This is a genomic window from Streptomyces sp. AHU1 (genome assembly GCF_045343905.1).
In the GTDB taxonomy this organism is placed as follows: Bacteria; Actinomycetota; Actinomycetes; order Streptomycetales; family Streptomycetaceae; genus Streptomyces; species Streptomyces triticiradicis.
Map to the genome: position 1 here is coordinate 4,093,471 of NZ_CP174283.1, position 18,237 is coordinate 4,111,707.

General features: G+C 73.8%; 12 protein-coding genes. 1 reads left to right on the top strand and 11 read right to left on the bottom strand.

Going from position 1 to position 18,237, the window contains the following annotated elements:
• Positions 1–13: 13 nt before the first annotated feature.
• From ACICHK_RS18260 to ACICHK_RS18295, 8 genes are all read right to left on the bottom strand, one after another.
• A complete protein-coding gene (locus tag ACICHK_RS18260) occupies positions 14–631 on the bottom strand; it encodes a TetR/AcrR family transcriptional regulator (protein ID WP_406837758.1) in 618 nt (205 codons plus the stop codon).
• Positions 619–1,353 (bottom strand): enoyl-CoA hydratase family protein, encoded by a 735-nt coding sequence (locus ACICHK_RS18265; RefSeq protein WP_406837759.1) that lies wholly within the window; start codon positions 1,351–1,353, stop codon positions 619–621. The genes ACICHK_RS18260 and ACICHK_RS18265 overlap by 13 nt, the downstream gene beginning before the upstream one ends.
• Positions 1,350–2,915 carry a 4-coumarate--CoA ligase family protein gene (locus ACICHK_RS18270; RefSeq protein WP_406837760.1) on the bottom strand — a complete coding sequence of 522 codons (1,566 nt, stop codon included), beginning with the start codon at positions 2,913–2,915 and terminating at the stop codon, positions 1,350–1,352. Before ACICHK_RS18270 ends, ACICHK_RS18265 begins: the two co-directional genes overlap by 4 nt.
• Before the next feature lie 17 nt (positions 2,916–2,932).
• Positions 2,933–4,093 carry an acyl-CoA dehydrogenase family protein gene (locus tag ACICHK_RS18275; protein WP_406837761.1) on the bottom strand — a complete coding sequence of 387 codons (1,161 nt, stop codon included), beginning with the start codon at positions 4,091–4,093 and terminating at the stop codon, positions 2,933–2,935.
• 115 nt (positions 4,094–4,208) lie between these two features.
• Positions 4,209–6,086 (bottom strand): acetyl/propionyl/methylcrotonyl-CoA carboxylase subunit alpha, encoded by a 1,878-nt coding sequence (locus ACICHK_RS18280; RefSeq protein ID WP_406837762.1) that lies wholly within the window; start codon positions 6,084–6,086, stop codon positions 4,209–4,211.
• A gap of 8 nt (positions 6,087–6,094) precedes the next feature.
• The gene (locus ACICHK_RS18285) at positions 6,095–7,693 is read right to left on the bottom strand and encodes an acyl-CoA carboxylase subunit beta (RefSeq protein WP_406837763.1); all 1,599 of its coding nucleotides are present in this window, start codon (positions 7,691–7,693) and stop codon (positions 6,095–6,097) included.
• Positions 7,690–9,363, bottom strand: coding sequence for an acyclic terpene utilization AtuA family protein (locus ACICHK_RS18290; protein ID WP_406837764.1), 1,674 nt, complete (start codon positions 9,361–9,363; stop codon positions 7,690–7,692). The genes ACICHK_RS18285 and ACICHK_RS18290 overlap by 4 nt, the downstream gene beginning before the upstream one ends.
• Positions 9,360–10,154 (bottom strand): TIGR03084 family metal-binding protein, encoded by a 795-nt coding sequence (locus tag ACICHK_RS18295; RefSeq protein ID WP_406837765.1) that lies wholly within the window; start codon positions 10,152–10,154, stop codon positions 9,360–9,362. Before ACICHK_RS18295 ends, ACICHK_RS18290 begins: the two co-directional genes overlap by 4 nt.
• 594 nt (positions 10,155–10,748) lie before the next feature.
• On the opposite strand from ACICHK_RS18295, the gene ACICHK_RS18300 reads away from it, so the two are divergent.
• Entirely contained in the window at positions 10,749–12,749 is a 2,001-nt protein-coding gene (locus ACICHK_RS18300) for a glycosyltransferase family 2 protein (protein WP_406837766.1), read from the top strand.
• A gap of 107 nt (positions 12,750–12,856) precedes the next feature.
• On the opposite strand, the gene ACICHK_RS18305 is transcribed toward ACICHK_RS18300, so the two are convergent.
• The 3 genes from ACICHK_RS18305 to ACICHK_RS18315 all read right to left on the bottom strand — a co-directional run bounded on the left by ACICHK_RS18305 (position 12,857) and on the right by ACICHK_RS18315 (position 18,171).
• The gene (locus ACICHK_RS18305) at positions 12,857–13,819 is read right to left on the bottom strand and encodes an EamA family transporter (RefSeq protein WP_406837767.1); all 963 of its coding nucleotides are present in this window, start codon (positions 13,817–13,819) and stop codon (positions 12,857–12,859) included.
• A gap of 136 nt (positions 13,820–13,955) precedes the next feature.
• Positions 13,956–15,080, bottom strand: coding sequence for a lipid II:glycine glycyltransferase FemX (locus tag ACICHK_RS18310; protein WP_406837768.1), 1,125 nt, complete (start codon positions 15,078–15,080; stop codon positions 13,956–13,958).
• 46 nt (positions 15,081–15,126) lie between these two features.
• Positions 15,127–18,171 (bottom strand): FAD-binding and (Fe-S)-binding domain-containing protein, encoded by a 3,045-nt coding sequence (locus ACICHK_RS18315; RefSeq protein WP_406837769.1) that lies wholly within the window; start codon positions 18,169–18,171, stop codon positions 15,127–15,129.
• Positions 18,172–18,237: the final 66 nt, after the last annotated feature.

Here is an 18,237-nt window from a genome sequence, read left to right on the forward strand (position 1 = left end):
GCCGGAGCGCCGCTCAGCCGAGCGTCTGCTCCACGATCGTCCCCCACTGCGCCACGACCCGCTCCCGGCGCGCGGTGTCGTCGGTGAGCAGGTTCGCGAGGCCGAGACCGCGCGCCATGTCGAGCAGGCCCTGGACCGTCTCGCGCACCCCGGGCCGGGACTCGTCCGCGCCCAGCAGGTCCACCGCGATCCGGTGGCTCTCGCGGCCCACGCGGGCCTCCAGCTCGGTCACCCGCGCCCGGAGCTGTTCCTCGTTCGAGGCCGCGACCCACAGGTGGAGGGCGGCGCGGAACAGTGGCCCGGTGTAGAGGCCGACGAGGGCCGCGACGACGGCACGCCGGTCGGCGGGGCCGTCGGGGAACAGGTCCCGCAGGGCGGTGGAGCGTTCCTCGGCGACGTACTCGACCGCCGCGGTGAAGAGGTCCTCGCGGGTGGGGAAGTGGTGCTGGGCGGCCCCCCGGGACACCCCGGCGCGCTCCGCGACGACGGAGACCGTGGAGCCCGCCCAGCCGTGTTCGGCGAGGCAGGCCACGGCCGCGGCCAGGAGCCGCTGCCGGGTGGCCCGGCTGCGGTCCTGTTTGGGGACGTGCGGAGTACGTGCCGCGTGTTCCGTCGCGCTCACACCACCCATGCGGGATCCCGTCGTTCGAGGAAGGCCGTCATCCCCTCGCGGGCCTGCGCGGAGGAGAACAGCCGGGCCGAGAGCGCGGTCAGGTCACCCGCGTCCCGGTCGAAGGTCTGAAGCACCTTAGCCGTGAGCAGCGCCTTCGTCTCGGCGAGGGCCTCGGGTGCCGACCGGCGCAGCCCGTCGAGCACGGGCGCGAGCACGGCGTCCACGTCGTCCCCGGCCGCCGTGAGGAGCCCGGTGCGGACCGCCTCGGCGGCGTCGAAGCGCTCGCCGGTGAGGTAGTACCGGGCGAGGGCGCGCGGGTCGGCGCGGGGCAGCAGCGGGAGCGAGATGACGGCGGGGGCGACCCCGATCCGCACCTCGGTGAAGGCGAAGCTCGCCGCCGCGCCCGCCACCGCGATGTCACAGGCCCCGAGCAGGCCGAGGCCGCCCGCCCGGACGTGTCCGTCCACCCGGGCCACGACGGGCTTGCGCAGCTCGACGATCCGCCGCAGCAGGCCGACGAACGCCTCCGGCGGCGGCGGGTCGCGCAGGTCGGCGCCCGCGCAGAAGGTGTTCCCGGTGTGGGTCAGGACGACGGCGCGCACGTCGGCGTCCTTGCCGCAGCGGGTGAGGGCGTCGGCGAGCTCGCCCACGAGGACGGCCGACAGGGCGTTGCGGGTGGCGGGCGAGTCCAGGGCGAGGGTGGTGACGCCCCGCTCGTGTTCCGCGCGGACGACGGTCATGACAGGCCTCGCAGTTCACGGCGCAGGATCTTCCCGGAGACGGCCCTCGGGACGGCGTCGATGAAGGTGACGATCCGGACCCGCTTGTACGGGGCGACGCGCTCGGCGACGTACAGCATGACCTCGTTCGCGGAGAGGTCCGCGGCCGAGGGCTGGCGCACCACGAAGGCGTGCGGGACCTCGTTGTTGTCCTCGTTGTAGGAGCCGATGACGGCGGCGTCGGCGATGCCGGGGTGGGTGAGCAGCAGTGCCTCCAGTTCGGCGGGGGCGACCTGGAAGCCCTTGTACTTGATGAGCTCCTTGACCCGGTCCACGACGAACAGCCAGCCGTCCTCGTCCACGTGGCCGACGTCCCCGGTGTGCAGCCAGCCGTCCGGGTCGATCATCGCGGCGGTCGCGTCGGGCCGGCCCAGATAGCCCTTCATGACCTGCGGTCCCCGCACGACGATCTCGCCGTGCTCTCCGACCCCGAGGTCCTTGTCCGGGTCGTCGAGGGAGACGATGCGCATCTCGGTGCCCGCGACGAGCTTGCCGACCGTCCCCGGGGGCGGGTTCTCGGCGTCCAGCGGGACGACGTGCGTGCCGGGCGACAGTTCGGTCATGCCGTAGGCCTGGCCCACCGGCGGCAGTCCGAGCCGGGCCGAACAGGCGGCCGCGAGCGCCGCGTCCAGGGGCGCGGCCGAGCAGAGGATGTACTTCAGGGAGGACAGGTCGTACTCCGCGACGGCCGGGTGCTTGGCGAGCGCCAGGACGATCGGCGGTGCCACGTACAGGCCGGTGATGCGGTGCTCCTGGACGGCGCCGAGGAAGGTGTCGAGGTCGAAGCGGGGCAGCACGACCACGGTGGCGCCCTGCCGCAGCGGCGCGTTCATCAGGGCGGTGAGCCCGTAGATGTGGAAGAACGGCAGCACGGCGAGGATGCGGTCGTCCGGGCCCATCGGCATGGCCGGGAAGAGCTGCGCGAGGTTGGTGGCTATGGAGCGGTGGGTGAGCATCACGCCCTTGGGGACGCCCGTGGTGCCCGAGGAGTACGGGAGCGCCGCCACGTCCTCCACGGGGTCGATGTCGACCTGCGGTTCGGGCGCCGTGCTGCCGAGCAGGTCGGCCATGGACCGGTGGCCCGCCGCCTGGTCGCACACGAAGATCTCCCGTACGCCGCCGGCGAGTCCGGCGGCCTGCCGGGCCGTCTCCAGCAGGGGCGAGACGGTCACGATCCAGCGGGCCGAGGAGTCCCGCAGCTGTTTGGCGAACTCCTCCGCCGTGGCGAGCGGGTGCACCGTGGTGACCGACGCCCCCGCCCGGGTGGCCCCGTAGAAGACCACGGGGAAGGCGATGGTGTTGGGGCTGTGCAGGGCGAGCACGTCGCCCTTGCGCAGCCCCGCCTCGGCGAACGCGGCGGCCAGCCGCCGGTGGAACCCGTCGACCTGTGCGTAGGTGAGCGTGGTGCCGTCGACGCCGTCGACGAGCGCGGGCGCGTCGCCCCGCTCGGCGGCGCCGCCCAGGACGGCCTCGTGGATGGGTTCCTCGACGGCCGGGACATCTGCGTACTCGCTGCGGAACACGGTTCCTCCTAGAGCGCTCAGTACGACTTGGGCAGACCCAGGGTCTGGTGGGAGACGTAGTTGAGAATCATCTCCCGGCTCACCGGTGCGATACGAGACACGCGCGCCGCCGTGATCAGGGAGGCGAGGCCGAACTCCCGGGTGAGGCCGTTGCCCCCGAGGGTGTGCACCGCCTGGTCGACGGCCCGTACGCAGGCCTCCCCGGCCGCGTACTTGGCCATGTTGGCGGCCTCGCCCGCCCCGATGTCGTCGCCCGCGTCGTACAGGTACGCGGCCTTCTGCATCATCAGGCGGGCCAGTTCGAGTTCGATGTGGGCCTGCGCGAGCGGGTGGGCGATCGCCTGGTGGGCGCCGATCGGCGCCTTCCAGACGGTCCGCTCGCGCGCGTACTCGACGGCCCGGGAGAGCGCGAAGCGGCCCATGCCGATCGCGAAGGCGGCCGTCATCACCCGCTCCGGGTTGAGCCCGGCGAACAGCTGCAGCAGGCCGGCGTCCTCGTCCCCGACCAGCGCCTCGGCCGGCAGCCGGACGTCGTCCAGGGTGAGCTCGAACTGCTTCTCGGCGCTGGCCAGTTCCATGTCGATCTGCCGCCGGCCGAAGCCCTCGGCGTCGCGCGGGACGATGAACAGGCAGGGCTTGAGGCTGCCGGTGCGCGCGTCCTCCGTGCGGCCCACGATGAGCGTCGCGTCGGCGATGTCGACGCCGGAGATGAACACCTTGCGGCCGGTCAGGACCCAGTCGGTGCCGTCACGGCGGGCCGTGGTGGTGATGCGGTGCGAGTTCGAGCCGGCGTCGGGCTCCGTGATGCCGAACGCCATCGTGCGGGAGCCGTCCGACAGACCCGGAAGCCACGCCCGCTTCTGCTCCTCGGTGCCGAAGCGGGCGATGACCGTGCCGCAGATGGCGGGCGAGACGACGAGCATCAGCAGCGGACAGCCCGCCGCGCCCAACTCCTCCAGGACGATCGACAGTTCGGCGATGCCGCCGCCCCCGCCGCCGTACTCCTCGGGGAGGTTCACGCCGAGGTAGCCGAGCTTGCCCGCCTCGGCCCACAGCTCGTCGGGGTGACCGCCCTCGGCGACGGCCTTGGTGAGGTACGCGCGGCCGTAGCGCTTGCCGAGAGCGGCGACCGCGGAACGGAGCGCCTTGTGTTCGTCGGTCTCTGTGACAGGGCTCATGAGGGCTCCTCGGTGAGAAGAGTACGGAAAACGCGGCCTGTGCATAGCTGTCGGACCCGCGCGGCGAAGACCCCGCGCGGTGGTGCGGCCCGGCGCCCCGGGGCGGGGCGCCTCCTCACCCGGCGCCGTCCGCCGCCGGGCCGGGCGCCGTCTCCTCCCGCACGACGGCCAGCAGCGCGCCCACCTCGACCTGCTGTCCGACCACGGCGTGCAGGGCGGTGAGCGTGCCCGCCGCCGGCGCGGCGATCCTGTGCTCCATCTTCATCGCCTCCAGCCACAGCAGCGGGTCCCCGGCCCGCACGGCGGCGCCCTCGGCCAGTCCCTCGGCCACCCGGACCACGGTTCCCGGCATCGGCGCGAGCAGCGAGCCCGGGGCCCGGTCCGCGGCCGGATCGGGGAAGCGGGGGAGTTCGGTCAGCGCGGTCGCGTTCACGAAGACCCGGCCGTCGTCGTACCGCGTGACGTCGAACGTCCGCCGCACGCCCTCCACTTCGAGGACGACGCGGCCCGCGTCGGCGTGGAGCACGCGCACCCCGTCGGCCGCGAGTCCCGTACGGGTGTGCCGGTACGCGGCCTCGTGCTCGGTGCCGTGCATCCGGTAGCGCTTGGTCTGCGGCGCCGACGCCAGGTTGCGCCAGCCGCCGAACCGGGAACGTCCGTGCGCGTCGGCCAGGGCGGCGGCCAGCGGGGCGTACGGGTCCGGGGCGGGCTCGGTCAGGGCGGCCAGGTGGCGGTCGTAGAAACCCGTGTCCATCCGGGCCCCGGCGAACTCCTCGTGCCGCAGCGACCGTACGAGCAGGTCCCGGTTGGTGACCGGGCCGTGGACCGTGGCCCGCTCCAGGGCGCCGGCCAGTTTCCGCACGGCCTCCGCGCGGGTGGCGCCGTGCGCGACGACCTTCGCGAGCATCGGGTCGTAGTGGATGCCGACCGGGTCGCCGTCGGCGAAGCCCGTGTCCAGCCGGACGCCGTCCGGGACGGCGATCCGGTGCAGGGTGCCCGTCTGCGGCGCCCACGCGCCCGCCGGGTCCTCCGCGTACAGCCGGGCCTCCACCGCGTGGCCCCGCGCGGGCGGGGGCTCGCCCTCCAGCCGCTCCCCCTCCGCGATCCGCAGCTGCAGGGCGACCAGGTCGACCCCGAACACCGCCTCGGTCACCGGGTGTTCGACCTGGAGCCGGGTGTTCATCTCCAGGAAGTGCGCGGTGGTGCCGGCGACCAGGAACTCGACCGTTCCGGCGCCGACGTAGTCCACGGCACGGGCGGCCCGCACCGACAACTCGTACAGCCTGCCCGTGAGTTCGTCCCCGAGTCCGGGGGCGGGCGCCTCCTCGATCACCTTCTGGTGGCGCCGCTGGAGGGAGCAGTCGCGGGTGCCCAGCGGCCAGACCGTGCCGTGCGCGTCGGCCAGGATCTGCACCTCGACGTGCCGGCCGCCCTCCACGTACGGCTCGACGAACACCTCCCCGTCGCCGAAGGCGCTCAGCGCCTCCGCCCGAGCCGCCTCCAACTCGGCTTCCAGCTGCGCCAGTTCGCGGACGATCCGCATCCCGCGCCCGCCGCCGCCCGCCGCCGCCTTGACCAGCACGGGAAGGTCGGCCTCGGTGACCTTCTCCAGGGGTTCGAGTCCCATCAGCTTCTTGGCCCGGGTCTTGGACGCCATCGCCTCGATCGCCTCGGGGGACGGCCCGACCCACAGCAGCCCCGCGCCGGTCACCGCCCGCGCGAAGTCCGCGTTCTCCGACAGGAACCCGTACCCCGGGTGCACCGCGTCCGCGCCCGCCTCCAGCGCGGCCCGCACGATCAGGTCGCCCCGCAGATACGTCTCGGCGGGCGTCGACCCCGGCAGCCGCACCGCCGCGTCCGCCTCCCGCGTGTGCAGGGCGTCCTCGTCGGCGTCCGAGTACACCGCGACGGTGCGCACCCCGGCCTCGCGGCAGGTGCGGAAGATCCGGCAGGCGATCTCGCCCCGGTTGGCGACCAGCAGACTCGAAATCACGTGATCCCTCACATCCGGAAGACGCCGAAGCCACCGCGCGCGCCCTCGAAGGGCGCCGTGTGGATCGCGGACAGGCACAGGCCGAGGACGGTGCGGGTGTCGCGGGGATCGATGACCCCGTCGTCGTACAGCCGCCCGGACAGGAACATCGGCAGCGACTCGGACTCGATCTGCTGCTCCACCATGGCGCGCAGCGCCGCGTCCGCCTCGTCGTCGTAGGGGTGCCCCTTCGCCGCCGCCGACTGCCGGGCGACGATCGACAGGACGCCCGCGAGCTGCTGCGGTCCCATCACGGCCGATTTGGCGCTGGGCCAGGCGAACAGGAAGCGCGGGTCGTAGGCGCGGCCGCACATCCCGTAGTGGCCCGCCCCGTAGGAGGCGCCCATGAGCACCGACAGGTGCGGGACCCGAGAGTTGCTCACCGCGTTGATCATCATCGCGCCGTGCTTGATGATCCCGCCCTGCTCGTACTCCTTGCCGACCATGTAGCCGGTGGTGTTGTGCAGGAAGAGCAGCGGGATGTCGCGCTGGTTGGCGAGCTGGATGAACTGGGCGGCCTTCTGGGACTCGGCGCTGAACAGCACGCCCTGGGCGTTGGCGAGGATGCCGACCGGGTAGCCGTGCAGGCTCGCCCAGCCGGTGGTCAGGCTCGTCCCGTACAGCGGCTTGAACTCGTCGAAGTCCGAGCCGTCGACGATCCGGGCGATCACCTCGCGCGGGTCGAAGGGCTGCTTGAGGTCGCCGGGGACGATCCCCAGCAGCTCGTCCCCGTCGTACTTGGGGGACTCGGCCGGAGCCGGATCGCCGTACGCCTTGCGGTGGTTGAGCCGGGCGACGACCCGGCGGGCCTGGCGCAGCGCGTCCCGCTCGTCGACGGCGAAGTGGTCCGCGAGACCGGACACGCGCGCGTGCATCTCCGCGCCGCCGAGCGACTCGTCGTCGCTCTCCTCGCCCGTGGCCATCTTCACCAGCGGCGGACCGCCGAGGAAGACCTTCGCCTTCTCCTTGACCATGATCACGTGGTCGGACATCCCGGGGACGTACGCGCCTCCGGCGGTGGAGTTGCCGAAGACCACGGCCACCGTGGGGATCCCGGCCGCCGACAGCCGGGTGAGGTCACGGAAGATCGCGCCCCCGGGGATGAAGATCTCCTTCTGGGAGGGCAGGTCGGCGCCGCCGGACTCGACCAGGCTGATGCAGGGCAGCCGGTTCGCGAGGGCGATGTCGTTGGCCCGCAGCGCCTTCTTCAGGCTCCAGGGGTTGCTGGCGCCGCCGCGCACGGTCGGATCGTTGGCGGTGATCAGGCACTCGACGCCCTCGACCACCCCGATGCCGGTGACCAGGGAGGCGCCGACCGTGTAGTCGCTGCCCCAGGCGGCCAGCGGGGACAGCTCCAGGAACGGGGTGTCCGGGTCGAGGAGCAGCTCGATGCGCTCGCGGGCGAGCAGCTTGCCGCGCTTCCGGTGCCGCTCGACGTACTTCTCGCCGCCGCCCGCGAGGGCCTTGGCGTGCTCGGTGTCCAGGTCGGCGAGCTTCGCGAGCATGGCCTCGCGGTTCGCCCGGTAGTCCTGGCCGCCCACGTCCAGGGCGGACGAAAGGACCGTCATAGCAGGGCCTCCGGAATATCCAGGTGACGGGAGCGGAGCCATTCGCCGAGGGCCTTGGCCTGCGGATCGAAGCGGGCCTGGGAGGCGACGCCCTCGCCGAGGATCCCCTCGACCACGAAGTTCAGGGCGCGCAGATGGGGCAGGAGGTGCCGGACCACGGTCAGACCCGCGCTCTCCGGGAGCAGCTCCCGGAAGCGGTCGGCCGTCAGCTCGTGGGCGAGCCAGCGCCAGGCCTCGTCGGTGCGGGCCCAGACGCCGACGTTGGCGTTGCCGCCCTTGTCGCCGCTGCGGGCTCCCGCGACGAGGCCGAGCGGGGCCCGGCGGGTCGGCCCCGCGGGCAGCGGCTCGGGCGGGGACGGTTCCCCGGCCGGCTCCAGTACGCGCGTGTCCTGGGCCGGGAGCACGGACAGACGGGTTCCGTCGTGGAGGACGGCCGTGTGGTCCACGGAGCCCTGAGGGACGTACACGTCCTCGAAGACCCCGTAGGGCGCGCCCTTCCCCGGTGGCGCCACCACGTGGAACCCGGGGTAGCTGGCGAGGGCCAGCTCGATGGCGGCCCCGCTCAGCGCGCGCCCCACGGCGGCCTGGTCGGGGTCGCGGACGACGAGCCGCAGCAGGGCGCTCGCGGTCTCCTCGGTCCCCGCGTCGGCCCGGTCGGTGCGCACCAGTTCCCACCGCACGTCCGCGGGCGGTGACTTGGCGAGCGCGTCGCCCATCTGCTCGCGCACCAGCGCGGCCTTGGCCTCGACGTCGAGGCCGGTCAGGACGAAGGTCACCTCGTTGCGGAAACCGCCGAGCCTGTTGAGGCCGACCTTGAGGGTGGGGGGCGGGGCCTCGCCGCGGGCGCCCTCGATCCGCACCCGGTCAGGGCCGTCCTGGCTCAGCCGGACGGTGTCCAGGCGGGCGGTGACGTCGGGTCCCGCGTACCGGGCGCCCCCGGTCTCGTACAGCAGTTGCGCGGTGACCGTGCCGACGTCGACGAAGCCGCCGGTGCCGGGGTGCTTGGTGACGACGCAGCTGCCGTCCTCGTGGATCTCCGCGAGCGGGAAGCCGGGCCGGCGCACGTCACCCTCGCCGAAGAAGGCGTAGTTGCCGCCGGTGGCCTGGGTTCCGCACTCCAGGACGTGTCCGGCGACGACGGCTCCCGCGAGCCGGTCGTACTGCGTGGGACTCCAGCCGAAGTGGGCGGCGGCGGGCCCGGTGACCAGGGCCGCGTCGGTGACCCGCCCGGTGACCACGACGTCCGCGCCCGCCGTGAGGCACTCCGCGATGCCGAAGCCGCCGAGGTAGGCGTGGGCTGCGAGGCTGCCCGGGTACGCGGCGGTGAGGTCGTCGCCCTCGACGTGGGCGACCCGCACCGGGATGCCGAGCCGGCCGGCCAGGGCGCGCACCGCGTCCGCGAGCCCGGCCGGGTTGAGGCCCCCGGCGTTCGTCACGATCTTCACGGACCGCTCGTGCGCCAGGCCGAGGCAGTCCTCCAGCTGGCGCAGGAAGGTGCGGGCGTATCCGGCGGCGGGGTCCTTCAGCCGGTCCCGGCCCAGGATCAGCATGGTCAGTTCGGCGAGGTAGTCGCCGGTGAGGACGTCCAGTTCGCCGCCGGTGAGCATCTCGCGCATCGCGTCGAAGCGGTCGCCGTAGAAGCCGGAGGCGTTGCCTATGCGCAGGGTCACTCCGCCTCCCCCTTCGGCGGACGTCCGTCGCCGGGCGGGCCCGCGAAGGCCTGGGCGATGTCGAGCCAGCGGTCGGCGTCGGGGCCCTCGGCACTCACGGCGACGTCGGCGCGGTGCGCCCGCTGGGTGACCAGCAGACAGAAGTCGAGGGCGGGGGCGGTGACGCGCTGGGGGGCGTCCTCGGGACCGTAGGCCCAGGTGTCGCCGGAGGGGGCGAGGATCTCCACCCGGAACTCCTCGGCGGGCGCGGCGAGTCCGCGCGCGCCGAAGGCGAAGTCCCGTGCCCGCACACCGATGCGGACCACGTGCCGGAGCCGGTCGGTGGGGGTACGGACCACCCCCAGGGCGTCGGCGACGTCCTGGCCGTGGGCCCAGGTCTCCATGAGCCGTCCGGTGGCCATGGAGGCGCCGGACATGGGCGGGCCGTACCAGGGGAAACGGGTGCCGGGCACGGACGCGCGCAGGGCCCGGTCGAGCGCGGCGCGCCCCGCGCGCCACCGTTCCAGCAGTTCGGCGGACGGCAGCCGGGATCCCTCCTCGGCGCCCTCGTCCACGAACGTCCCGGGGGCCACGAGGGCCTTCTCGACGAGGCCCTGGAAGGCCTCGGCGTCCGTGACGGCGAGGAGGGCGGAGTGGTCGGTCCAGGCGAGGTGGGCGATCTGGTGGGCGACGGTCCAGCCGGGGGCGGGTGTGGCGAGCGTCCACCGGTCGGGGCCCAACTCGGCCACGAGCCGGTCGAGTTCTTCGCTCTCGTCACGCAGATCGTCGAACACGGGCGTCGGATCGGACACGTTGGAGCCCCTCTCGGGCACGACGGTGTGCGGCGCGGCACGGAGTCATGTGCGGTGCGGAGTCGTACGCGGTGCGTTCTGGAGCATGGCAGCGGACCTAAAAACAAGCAAGCATGCTTGCATTAAATGCGTCATCCGTTCGCCGCCGCGTCCGGAACGAGTGGACCCGGCACCCGCGGCATCGGCCATTCACCCGAGGGACCCAACCATCGGACGCCCTCGCGCATCTAAACCATCGCGGCGCCGGACACCGGACACCGGACGCCGGCACCGACGGCCACGGCCACGGCATCGGCATCGGCATCGGCATCGGCCGTGAACCCGTCCGGGCGGCCCCTCGTCGCCGTCGGCGGCATGTCCCGCCTTACCCGGAACAAGTGGATTCGGCACCCATATGCCGATCATTCGGTTGAAGAGCACAACCTTCGGGCGCTCTCCCGCATCTAACCCCACGTATTCACCGAATGTTTTCGCACACATCAGCTCATACCGGCTGCCCGGCAACCGGTCCGAGCTGGAGAACGGGCACCGAACGACGCCGCCGCCCCCGGAGCAGCGAGTACGGACCGTCGCCGCCGAGTCCCGAGGAGCGCCATGCACCAACCCCGAGTCAGCGTGATCGTCCCCGCCTACAACGCCATGCCCGAGCTCACCGAATGCATCACCTCCGCGATGGAGCAGACCATCGGCCCGGACCAGCTCGAGATCATCGCGGTGAACGACGGGTCGACCGACGGCACCGGCAAAGAGCTCGACCGGCTCGCCGCCCTGTGCCCCTCGTTGAAGGTCATCCACCAGGAGAACTCGGGCACCGCGGCCGTCCCGCGCAACGTCGCGCTCGACGTCGCCCGCGGCGACTACGTCTTCTTCCTCGACTCCGACGACTACCTGGGCCCCGACGCGCTGCGCCGCATGGTGGCCATGGCCGACGAGAACGGCACCGACGTCGTGCTGGGCAAGATGGTCTCGGTGGGCGGCCGGGGCGTGCCCACCGCGGTCTTCAGGAACACCCAGCCCCGTACGGACATCTTCTCCTCGGCCGCCTACTCGACCCTCGGCTGCTGGAAGCTCTTCCGCCGCTCGCTGCTGGAACGGCTGAACCTGCGCTTCCCCCCGTTCCGCAACACCGAGGACAAGCCGTTCACCGCCGCCGCGTACCTCAACGCGGACGGCATATCCGTCGTCGCGGACTACGACTGCTACTACCACCGCAACCGCGCGAACGGGAACAACCTCACCCTCACCGCGCAGAACCTGAGCCACCGGATGCGGGGCACCCGGATGTGCTTCGAGACGGTGGCCCGCTATCTGGAGCCGGGCCCGCGGCGCGACCAGATCATGCGCCGGCACGTCGCGTGGGAGCTGTGCGGCCCGCTGTGGTGGCTGCTGCTCCGGGAGGACGACGAGGACATCCGCGAGCGCATCTACCCGGAGATCCGCGACTGGGTGGAGAACTGGGTCACCGACCCGATCATCGAGAAGCTCGAACCGCGCGACCGGCTGCTGCTGCACCTGCTGCGGGCCGACCGGTTCGAGGACGTGATGACGGTCATCCGCGACGCCAAGGAGGACGCCGGGCGCGGTCACGTCGTCGACGGGGGCCGGGTCTACTGGGAGCATCCGCTCTTCCGCGACACCGCGGCGGGGGTGCCGGACAGCGCGTTCGACGTCACCGACAGGCTGCCGGTGCACCACCGGCTCGCATCGGCGGACGTGCGGGAGGACGGGGTGCTGCGGCTGACCGGCCACGCCTACGTCGAGAACGTCGCCTCCGTCGGCGCGGCCACCGAACTGGTCCTGCGCCGCCACGACGCGGACCACCCGGAGATCCGCGTCCCCGCGCCGGTGCACGCCGTCGCGGGGCTCCCGGACGACGAGCGCCACGCGAACGCGGGCTTCGTCGCGGAGGTCGACCTGTCCACGGCGGCGGCCGGCGCCCCGCTGGGCCACGGCCGGTGGAACCTCTTCCTCGACGTACGGGCCCAGGGGGTCAGCCGTACGGTCCGGCTGAGGAAACCCGAGGACGGGCGGACACCGCCGCAGTGGACCATGACGACGGGAACGGGCGAGCCCACCACCATCACCCCGTACGTGACCGGCCAGGGCAACTTCTCCCTCGACGTCGGCCAGGACGTGCCCCGCGACGACACCCCCTGCCAGGTGACCGGGACGTCGTGGCACAGGTCGCGGAGGGGCACGCTGGTGGTGACCGGCACGCTGGCCGGTGAGGGCGCGCAGGACACCGGGACGCTGCGCTTACGCGTCGAGAACGCCGCGGGCGACCGTCACGAGGTGCCCGCGTCGCCCGGCCGGACCCCCGGGGGCTTCACGGCGGAACTCCCGGTCAAGGGTCTGCGCCCGGGCCGCTGGACGGTGACCCTGCCCCTGTCCGGCCCCTCCGCGTCCTCCGTCGCCGCCGTCCCCTACCTCGCGGGCCTGGGCCGCACCCGCTGGTTCCGCCTCGCCCGCCCCTACGCCGCCCGTCCGGTGAAGGGGGCGTCGGAGACGACGCTGGTGCTGGAGATCCACGCGGTGGACGTCCCCGGGGTCGTACGACGGAGACTGCGGGCAGTGGTGCGCAGGGTCCGGAGGTAGCGGACCGCGCTCACCGGCCGTCGGCATCAGGGCGCGCCGTTTCCGGTGCGTCCGGGTGCCGTTTCCGGTGCGTCCGGGTGCCGGTTCCCGTGCGTCCGGGCGCCGGTTCAGGGCGTACGGCCGGTGTCCGGCCCCTTCGCCCTGCCCCGTCCCACCTGCGTCCGCACCGCGCCCATGCTCGCGCCGATGACCAGGGCGATCGCGGCCGCCTGGGTGGCGGACAGGGACTGGTGGAGGATGAGGAAGCCCGCTGTCGCGGCGATGGCGGGCTCCAGGCTCATGAGGATCGCGAAGGTGGAGGCGGGCAGGCGGCGCAGGGCGAGGAGTTCGAGGGTGTAGGGCAGGACCGAGGAGAGGACCGCCACCGCCGAGCCCAGGGCCACGGTGGTGGGGTCCAGCAGCCGGGTGCCGGACGAGACGATCCCGAGCGGCAGGAACAGCAGCGCCGCCACCGCCATGGCCAGCGCCAGTCCGTCGGCCTGCGGGAACCGGCGGCCCGTACGGGCGCTGAAGACGATGTAGGCGGCCCACATCGCGCCCGCCCCGAGCGCGAAGGCGACGCCGGCCGGGTCCAGGTCGCTGAAGCCCCCGCCGCCCAGGAGGAAGACCCCGGCCAGGGCCAGGGCCGCCCAGACGGCGTTGACCGCGCGGCGGGAGGCCAGCACCGAGAGGGCGAGCGGGCCGAGCACCTCCAGGGTGACGGCGGGACCGAGGGGGATGCGGGCCACCGACTCGTAGAAGAGGCCGTTCATCGCGCCCATGGCGATGCCGAAGACGGCGACCGTCCCCCAGTCGGCGCGCGAGTGGCCGCGCAGCCGGGGACGGCAGACCACGAGCAGGATCACCGCGGCGGCGAGCAGGCGCAGGGTCACCACGCCGAGCGCGCCGGTCCGCGGCATGAGGGTCACCGCGAGGGCACCCCCGAACTGGACCGAGATCCCCCCGGCCAGCACCAGCCCGACGGGCCCGAGGGAACCGAGTCGGCCGGGCGCGCCGCCCGCGGACACGGGAACGCGGTCCGTCCCGGAGGCGGGCGAGGACGACGAGGTGGTGGCGCTGGGGGTGCTCACGGGCGGTCCTGGAGGCTGGCTCGGTCGGGTGTGCATCACAATGTACTGCCGAGTCCAGGGTAAGAGACTTCGCCAGGAGTGTGAACCGCTTACGCAACTGTCCTGGATGCTGAGACCCGGGCGGGGTCGTCCCGCCTCAGCGACGGGCCATGTAGACCTGGAGCGCCTTGTGCAGCAGCCGGTTGACGGGGAAGTCCCACTCCCCCAGGTACTCGGCGGCCTCGCCGCCCGCGCCCGCCTTGAAGCGCAGGAGGCCGACGAGGTGGTCGTCCTCGTCGAGGGTGTCGGTGATGCCGCGGAAGTCGTAGACGGCGGCGCCCAGCGCGTGGGCGTCGGTCATCATCCGCCACTGGACGGCGTTGTTGGGCTGGACCTCGCGCTTGCGGCCGGTGGAGGCGCCGTAGGAGTACCAGACGTGGGTGCCGACGGTCAGCATGGTGGCCGCGGCGAGGACCTCGCCCTCGTGCCGGGCGAGGTACAGCCGCATGCGGTCCGGGTCCTCGGCCGTCAGCGCGGTCCACATCCGCTGGAAGTAGGACAGCGGACGCGGAATGAACCGGTCGCGCTCCGCCGTCTCCGCGTAGAGCCCGTGGAAGACGGGCAGGTCGTCGTAGCCGCCCCGGACCACCTCGACGCCGGCCTTGTCGGCCTTCTTGATGTTGCGCCGCCACTGCTGGTTGAGCCCCTTGTGGATCTCCTCCAGGGACCGTCCGGCGAAGGGGACCTGGAAGACGTAGCGCGGCTGTCCCGCCGCGAAGCCGTCCTCGCCGCCCGCCTCGGTCCGCCGCCAGCCCATGCCCCGCAGCCGGTCGGCGATCTTGTCGGCACCCGGCTCGTACGAGGTCGCCGTCACCTCGCCGAGGCGCCGCGCCGCCGGATCGGCGATGGCCGTCTTGACCGCGTCCGCGCTCCAGCGGCGCGCGACCACGGGCGGGCCCATCTTCACGGTGAACGCGCCGCGCGACTTCAGGTGCGCGACCATCGGCCGGAGCCAGCGTTCGGCGAGGTCCGGGTCGTGCCAGTCGATGACGGGGCCCTCGGGCAGGTACGCGAGGTACCGCTTGACCTTCGGCAGCGGGCGCAGCAGTACGAGACCAGCCCCTTGGAGACGGCCGTCCGCGTCGAACCAGCCGAGGCTCTCCGCGCGCCAGTCCGGCTTCACGTCCCCCCAGGACGGCACCTGCATGTGGCTGGCCGAGGGCCGCGAGCGGACGAAGGCCAGGTGTTCGTCACGGGTGATCGCCTGCAGGCGGAGGGACATGCGCGGGGCTCCTCTGGGTCCTTCGGCCGGTGAAGTCCCAGCGTACTTACGGAGTTGCCGGGAACCGGCCGTCCCGCGGGACGTCGTCCAGCGCCTCGGCCAGCACCTCCGCCAGGTGGCGGCCCCGGCGGCCGGACAGCTGGGCCAGCTGGGTGCGGCAGGAGTAGCCGTCGGCGAGGACCACCGCGCCCTCGCCGGCCGCCCGTACCGCCGGGAGCAGCTGTTCCTCCGCGCAGGCCCGCGACACCTCCTCGTGTCCCCGCTCGAAGCCGAAGTTGCCCGCGAGGCCGCAGCAGCCGCCGGCCAGGGTGCCGGTCAGGCCCGCCGCCTCGCGCAGCCGGCGTTCGGCCCCGTCGCCGAGGACCGCGTGCTGGTGACAGTGCGTCTGACCGGTGGCCGGGCGGTCCACTCGGGGCGGCGTCCAGCCCGGAGCGTGCTGTTCCAGTGCCTCCGCGAAGGTCGTCACCGCCGCCGCGAGCCGCGCCGCGCGCGGGTCGCCGGGCAGCAGCTCGGGCAGGTCCGTGCGCAGGGCCGCGGCGCAGCTCGGCTCCAGCACGACGACCGGGAGGCCGTCCACGGCGAAGCAGGGCTCCAGGAGGTCGAGGGTGCGGCGCAGGACGGCGCGGGCGCGGTCGAGCTGACCGGTCGAGACGTACGTCAGTCCGCAGCAGACGCGCCGGCGGCGGCGCGGGAGCAGCGGGCCGAGGCGCAGGGGGCTCCTGGTGACCCCGTCGCCGACGGGCCCGTGCCTCCACGGTGTCTCCGGCGGCAGCAGCACGGTCAGTCCGGCGGCCTCCAGGACCCGTACGGCCGCGCGTCCCACGGAGGGTTCCAGGTGCTCGGTGAAGGTGTCCGGCCACAGCAGGACCGTCTTCCCGCCGGAGCCCGGGAACGGTCCGTCCGCGCCCCGCTCGCGCGCGTACGCCCGTTCCCGGAGCCGGGCCGACCACCACCGGCCGAACGTCTCCGGCGCCAGCCGCGGGATCTCCCGTCCGGGCGCGACACCGGCCAGGCGCTTGGCGGCGGCGGCCAGGGGGCGCAGGGAGGCGAGGGAGTTGACGAGCCGCGCCGAGCGGGTGCGGGCCACCGCGGCGAGCCAGAAGGGGAGCCGTCCCAGGGCGTAGTGGGCGGCGGGACGGCGGCGTCCGGCGTAGTGGTGGTGCAGGAACTCCGCCTTGTACGTGGCCATGTCGACGCCGACCGGGCAGTCGGACCTGCATCCCTTGCAGGACAGGCACAGGTCCAGCGCGTCCCGGACCTCCGTCGAGCGCCACCCGTCGGTGACGATCTCGCCGGCGAGCATCTCGTGCAGCAGCCTGGCCCGCCCGCGCGTGGAGTGGGCCTCCTCCCCGGTCGCCCGGAAGGAGGGGCACATGACCTCGGCTCCGCCCGGCGCCGACGCCGTACGGCACTTGGCGACGCCCACGCAGCGGCGCACCGCCGCCGAGAAGTCGCCGCCGTCCGCCGGATAGCCGAACTCCACGTCCACCGGGCGCTTCGGCAGCACCGCGAAGCGCAGGTTCTGATCCAGCCGGTGCGGGCGCACGAGCATGCCGGGGTTGAGCAGGCCGTCCGGGTCCCAGAGGTCCTTCGCCCGCTCGAAGAGGCGGACCATCTCGGCGCCGTACATGGCCGGCAGCAGTTCCGCGCGCGCCTGTCCGTCCCCGTGCTCGCCGGACAGCGAACCGCCGTGGGAGACGACGAGGCGGGCCACCTCCTCCGAGAAGCGCCGGAAGCGGGCCACGCCCGCCGCGGAGACCAGGTCGAAATCGATCCGGACGTGGATGCAGCCGTCGCCGAAGTGCCCGTACGGGGTGCCGCGCAGCCCGTGGTCCGCGAGCAGGGCCCGGAAGTCCCGCAGGTACGCGCCGAGCCGGGCGGGCGGCACCGCGCAGTCCTCCCAGCCGGGCCAGGCCTCGGCGCCGAGCCCGCGGCCGGTGCCGGGCGGGGAGCCGTCACCGGCGTACGGCATCCGGGTCGCGGTACCGGCGGCGTCCTCGCGCAGCCGCCACAGCGCCCGCTGCCCCGCCGGATCGGTGACCACCAGGGCGTCCCGTACGTCCGCCGCCCGCACGATCGTGTCCGCGTGCGCGCGTGCCTCGGCCGGGGACCCGCCGCCCGTCTCCACGAACAGCCAGGCCCCGCCGCGCGGCAGCCCCGCGTCGGCGGGCACGAGATCGGCGGCCATGCCCTCCACGGTCAGCGGCCCGTGTCCGAGCAGGCCGGCCGCGGCGTCCGCGGCGGCGCTCTCGTCGGGATAGGCGAGGACGGCCAGCGCCCGCGCCCGGGGCGCCTCGACCAGGCTCACGACCGCCTCGGTGAGCAGGCCCCAGGTGCCCTCGGAGCCGCAGAACGCGCGGGCCGTGTCCGCGCCCCGTTCGGGCAGGAGCGCGTCGAGGGCGTATCCGGAGATCCGCCGCGGGAGTTCGGGGAAGCCGGTCCGCAGGAGCGCCAACTCGCTTTCCACCAGGGCCCGCAGGCCGTCCGGGGCGCCCCGCCAGTCGCGGCCGAGGCGGCGGGCGTCCCCGGCCGCGCCGACGACCGTGAGTTCCCGCACGTTGTCCGCCGTGGTGCCCCAGGCGACCGAGTGGGAGCCGCAGGAGTTGTTGCCGATCATCCCGCCGAGGGTGCAGCGGCCGTGGGTGGAGGGGTCGGGGCCGAAGCGCAGACCGTGCGGGGCGGCGGCCTCCTGGAGGCGGTCGAGGACGGCACCGGGCTGGACGACGGCCGTCCGGGTCTCCGGGTCCAGCGCGAGGATCCGGTTCATGTGCCGGGTGAAGTCGAGGACGACGCCGGTGCCCGTGGCCTGTCCGGCGATCGAGGTGCCGCCGCCGCGCGCCACGACCGGAACCCCGTGGGCACGGCACACGGCGAGGGCCGCGGCCACGTCGTCGGCGTCCCGCGGGGCCACCACACCGAGCGGTACGCGCCGGTAGTTGGAGGCGTCCATGGTGGTCAGCGCCCGTGCCGTCGCGCCGAAGGAGACCTCACCGCGCACGGCCCCCGCCAGCTCGGCCCGCAGCCGGCCGGCCGCCCCCGTCCCCCGCCGTCCTTCGGGCCTTCCCTCCGGTCCTCCACCCAGATCCGTCATGCCTCCAGGATGCCGCCGGGCACCGGTGACGGCCCTTCGGACGTGCGCCGAAAGGCCCCGATATGC

Coding starts and splice junctions, on each gene's coding strand:
- ACICHK_RS18285 (WP_406837763.1), bottom strand. CDS start 7,693: ATGACGGTCCTTTCGTCCGCCCTGGACGTGGGCGGCCAGGACTACCGG.
- ACICHK_RS18265 (WP_406837759.1), bottom strand. CDS start 1,353: ATGACCGTCGTCCGCGCGGAACACGAGCGGGGCGTCACCACCCTCGCC.
- ACICHK_RS18300 (WP_406837766.1), top strand. CDS start 10,749: ATGCACCAACCCCGAGTCAGCGTGATCGTCCCCGCCTACAACGCCATG.
- ACICHK_RS18260 (WP_406837758.1), bottom strand. CDS start 631: ATGGGTGGTGTGAGCGCGACGGAACACGCGGCACGTACTCCGCACGTC.
- ACICHK_RS18275 (WP_406837761.1), bottom strand. CDS start 4,093: ATGAGCCCTGTCACAGAGACCGACGAACACAAGGCGCTCCGTTCCGCG.
- ACICHK_RS18310 (WP_406837768.1), bottom strand. CDS start 15,080: ATGTCCCTCCGCCTGCAGGCGATCACCCGTGACGAACACCTGGCCTTC.
- ACICHK_RS18315 (WP_406837769.1), bottom strand. CDS start 18,171: ATGACGGATCTGGGTGGAGGACCGGAGGGAAGGCCCGAAGGACGGCGG.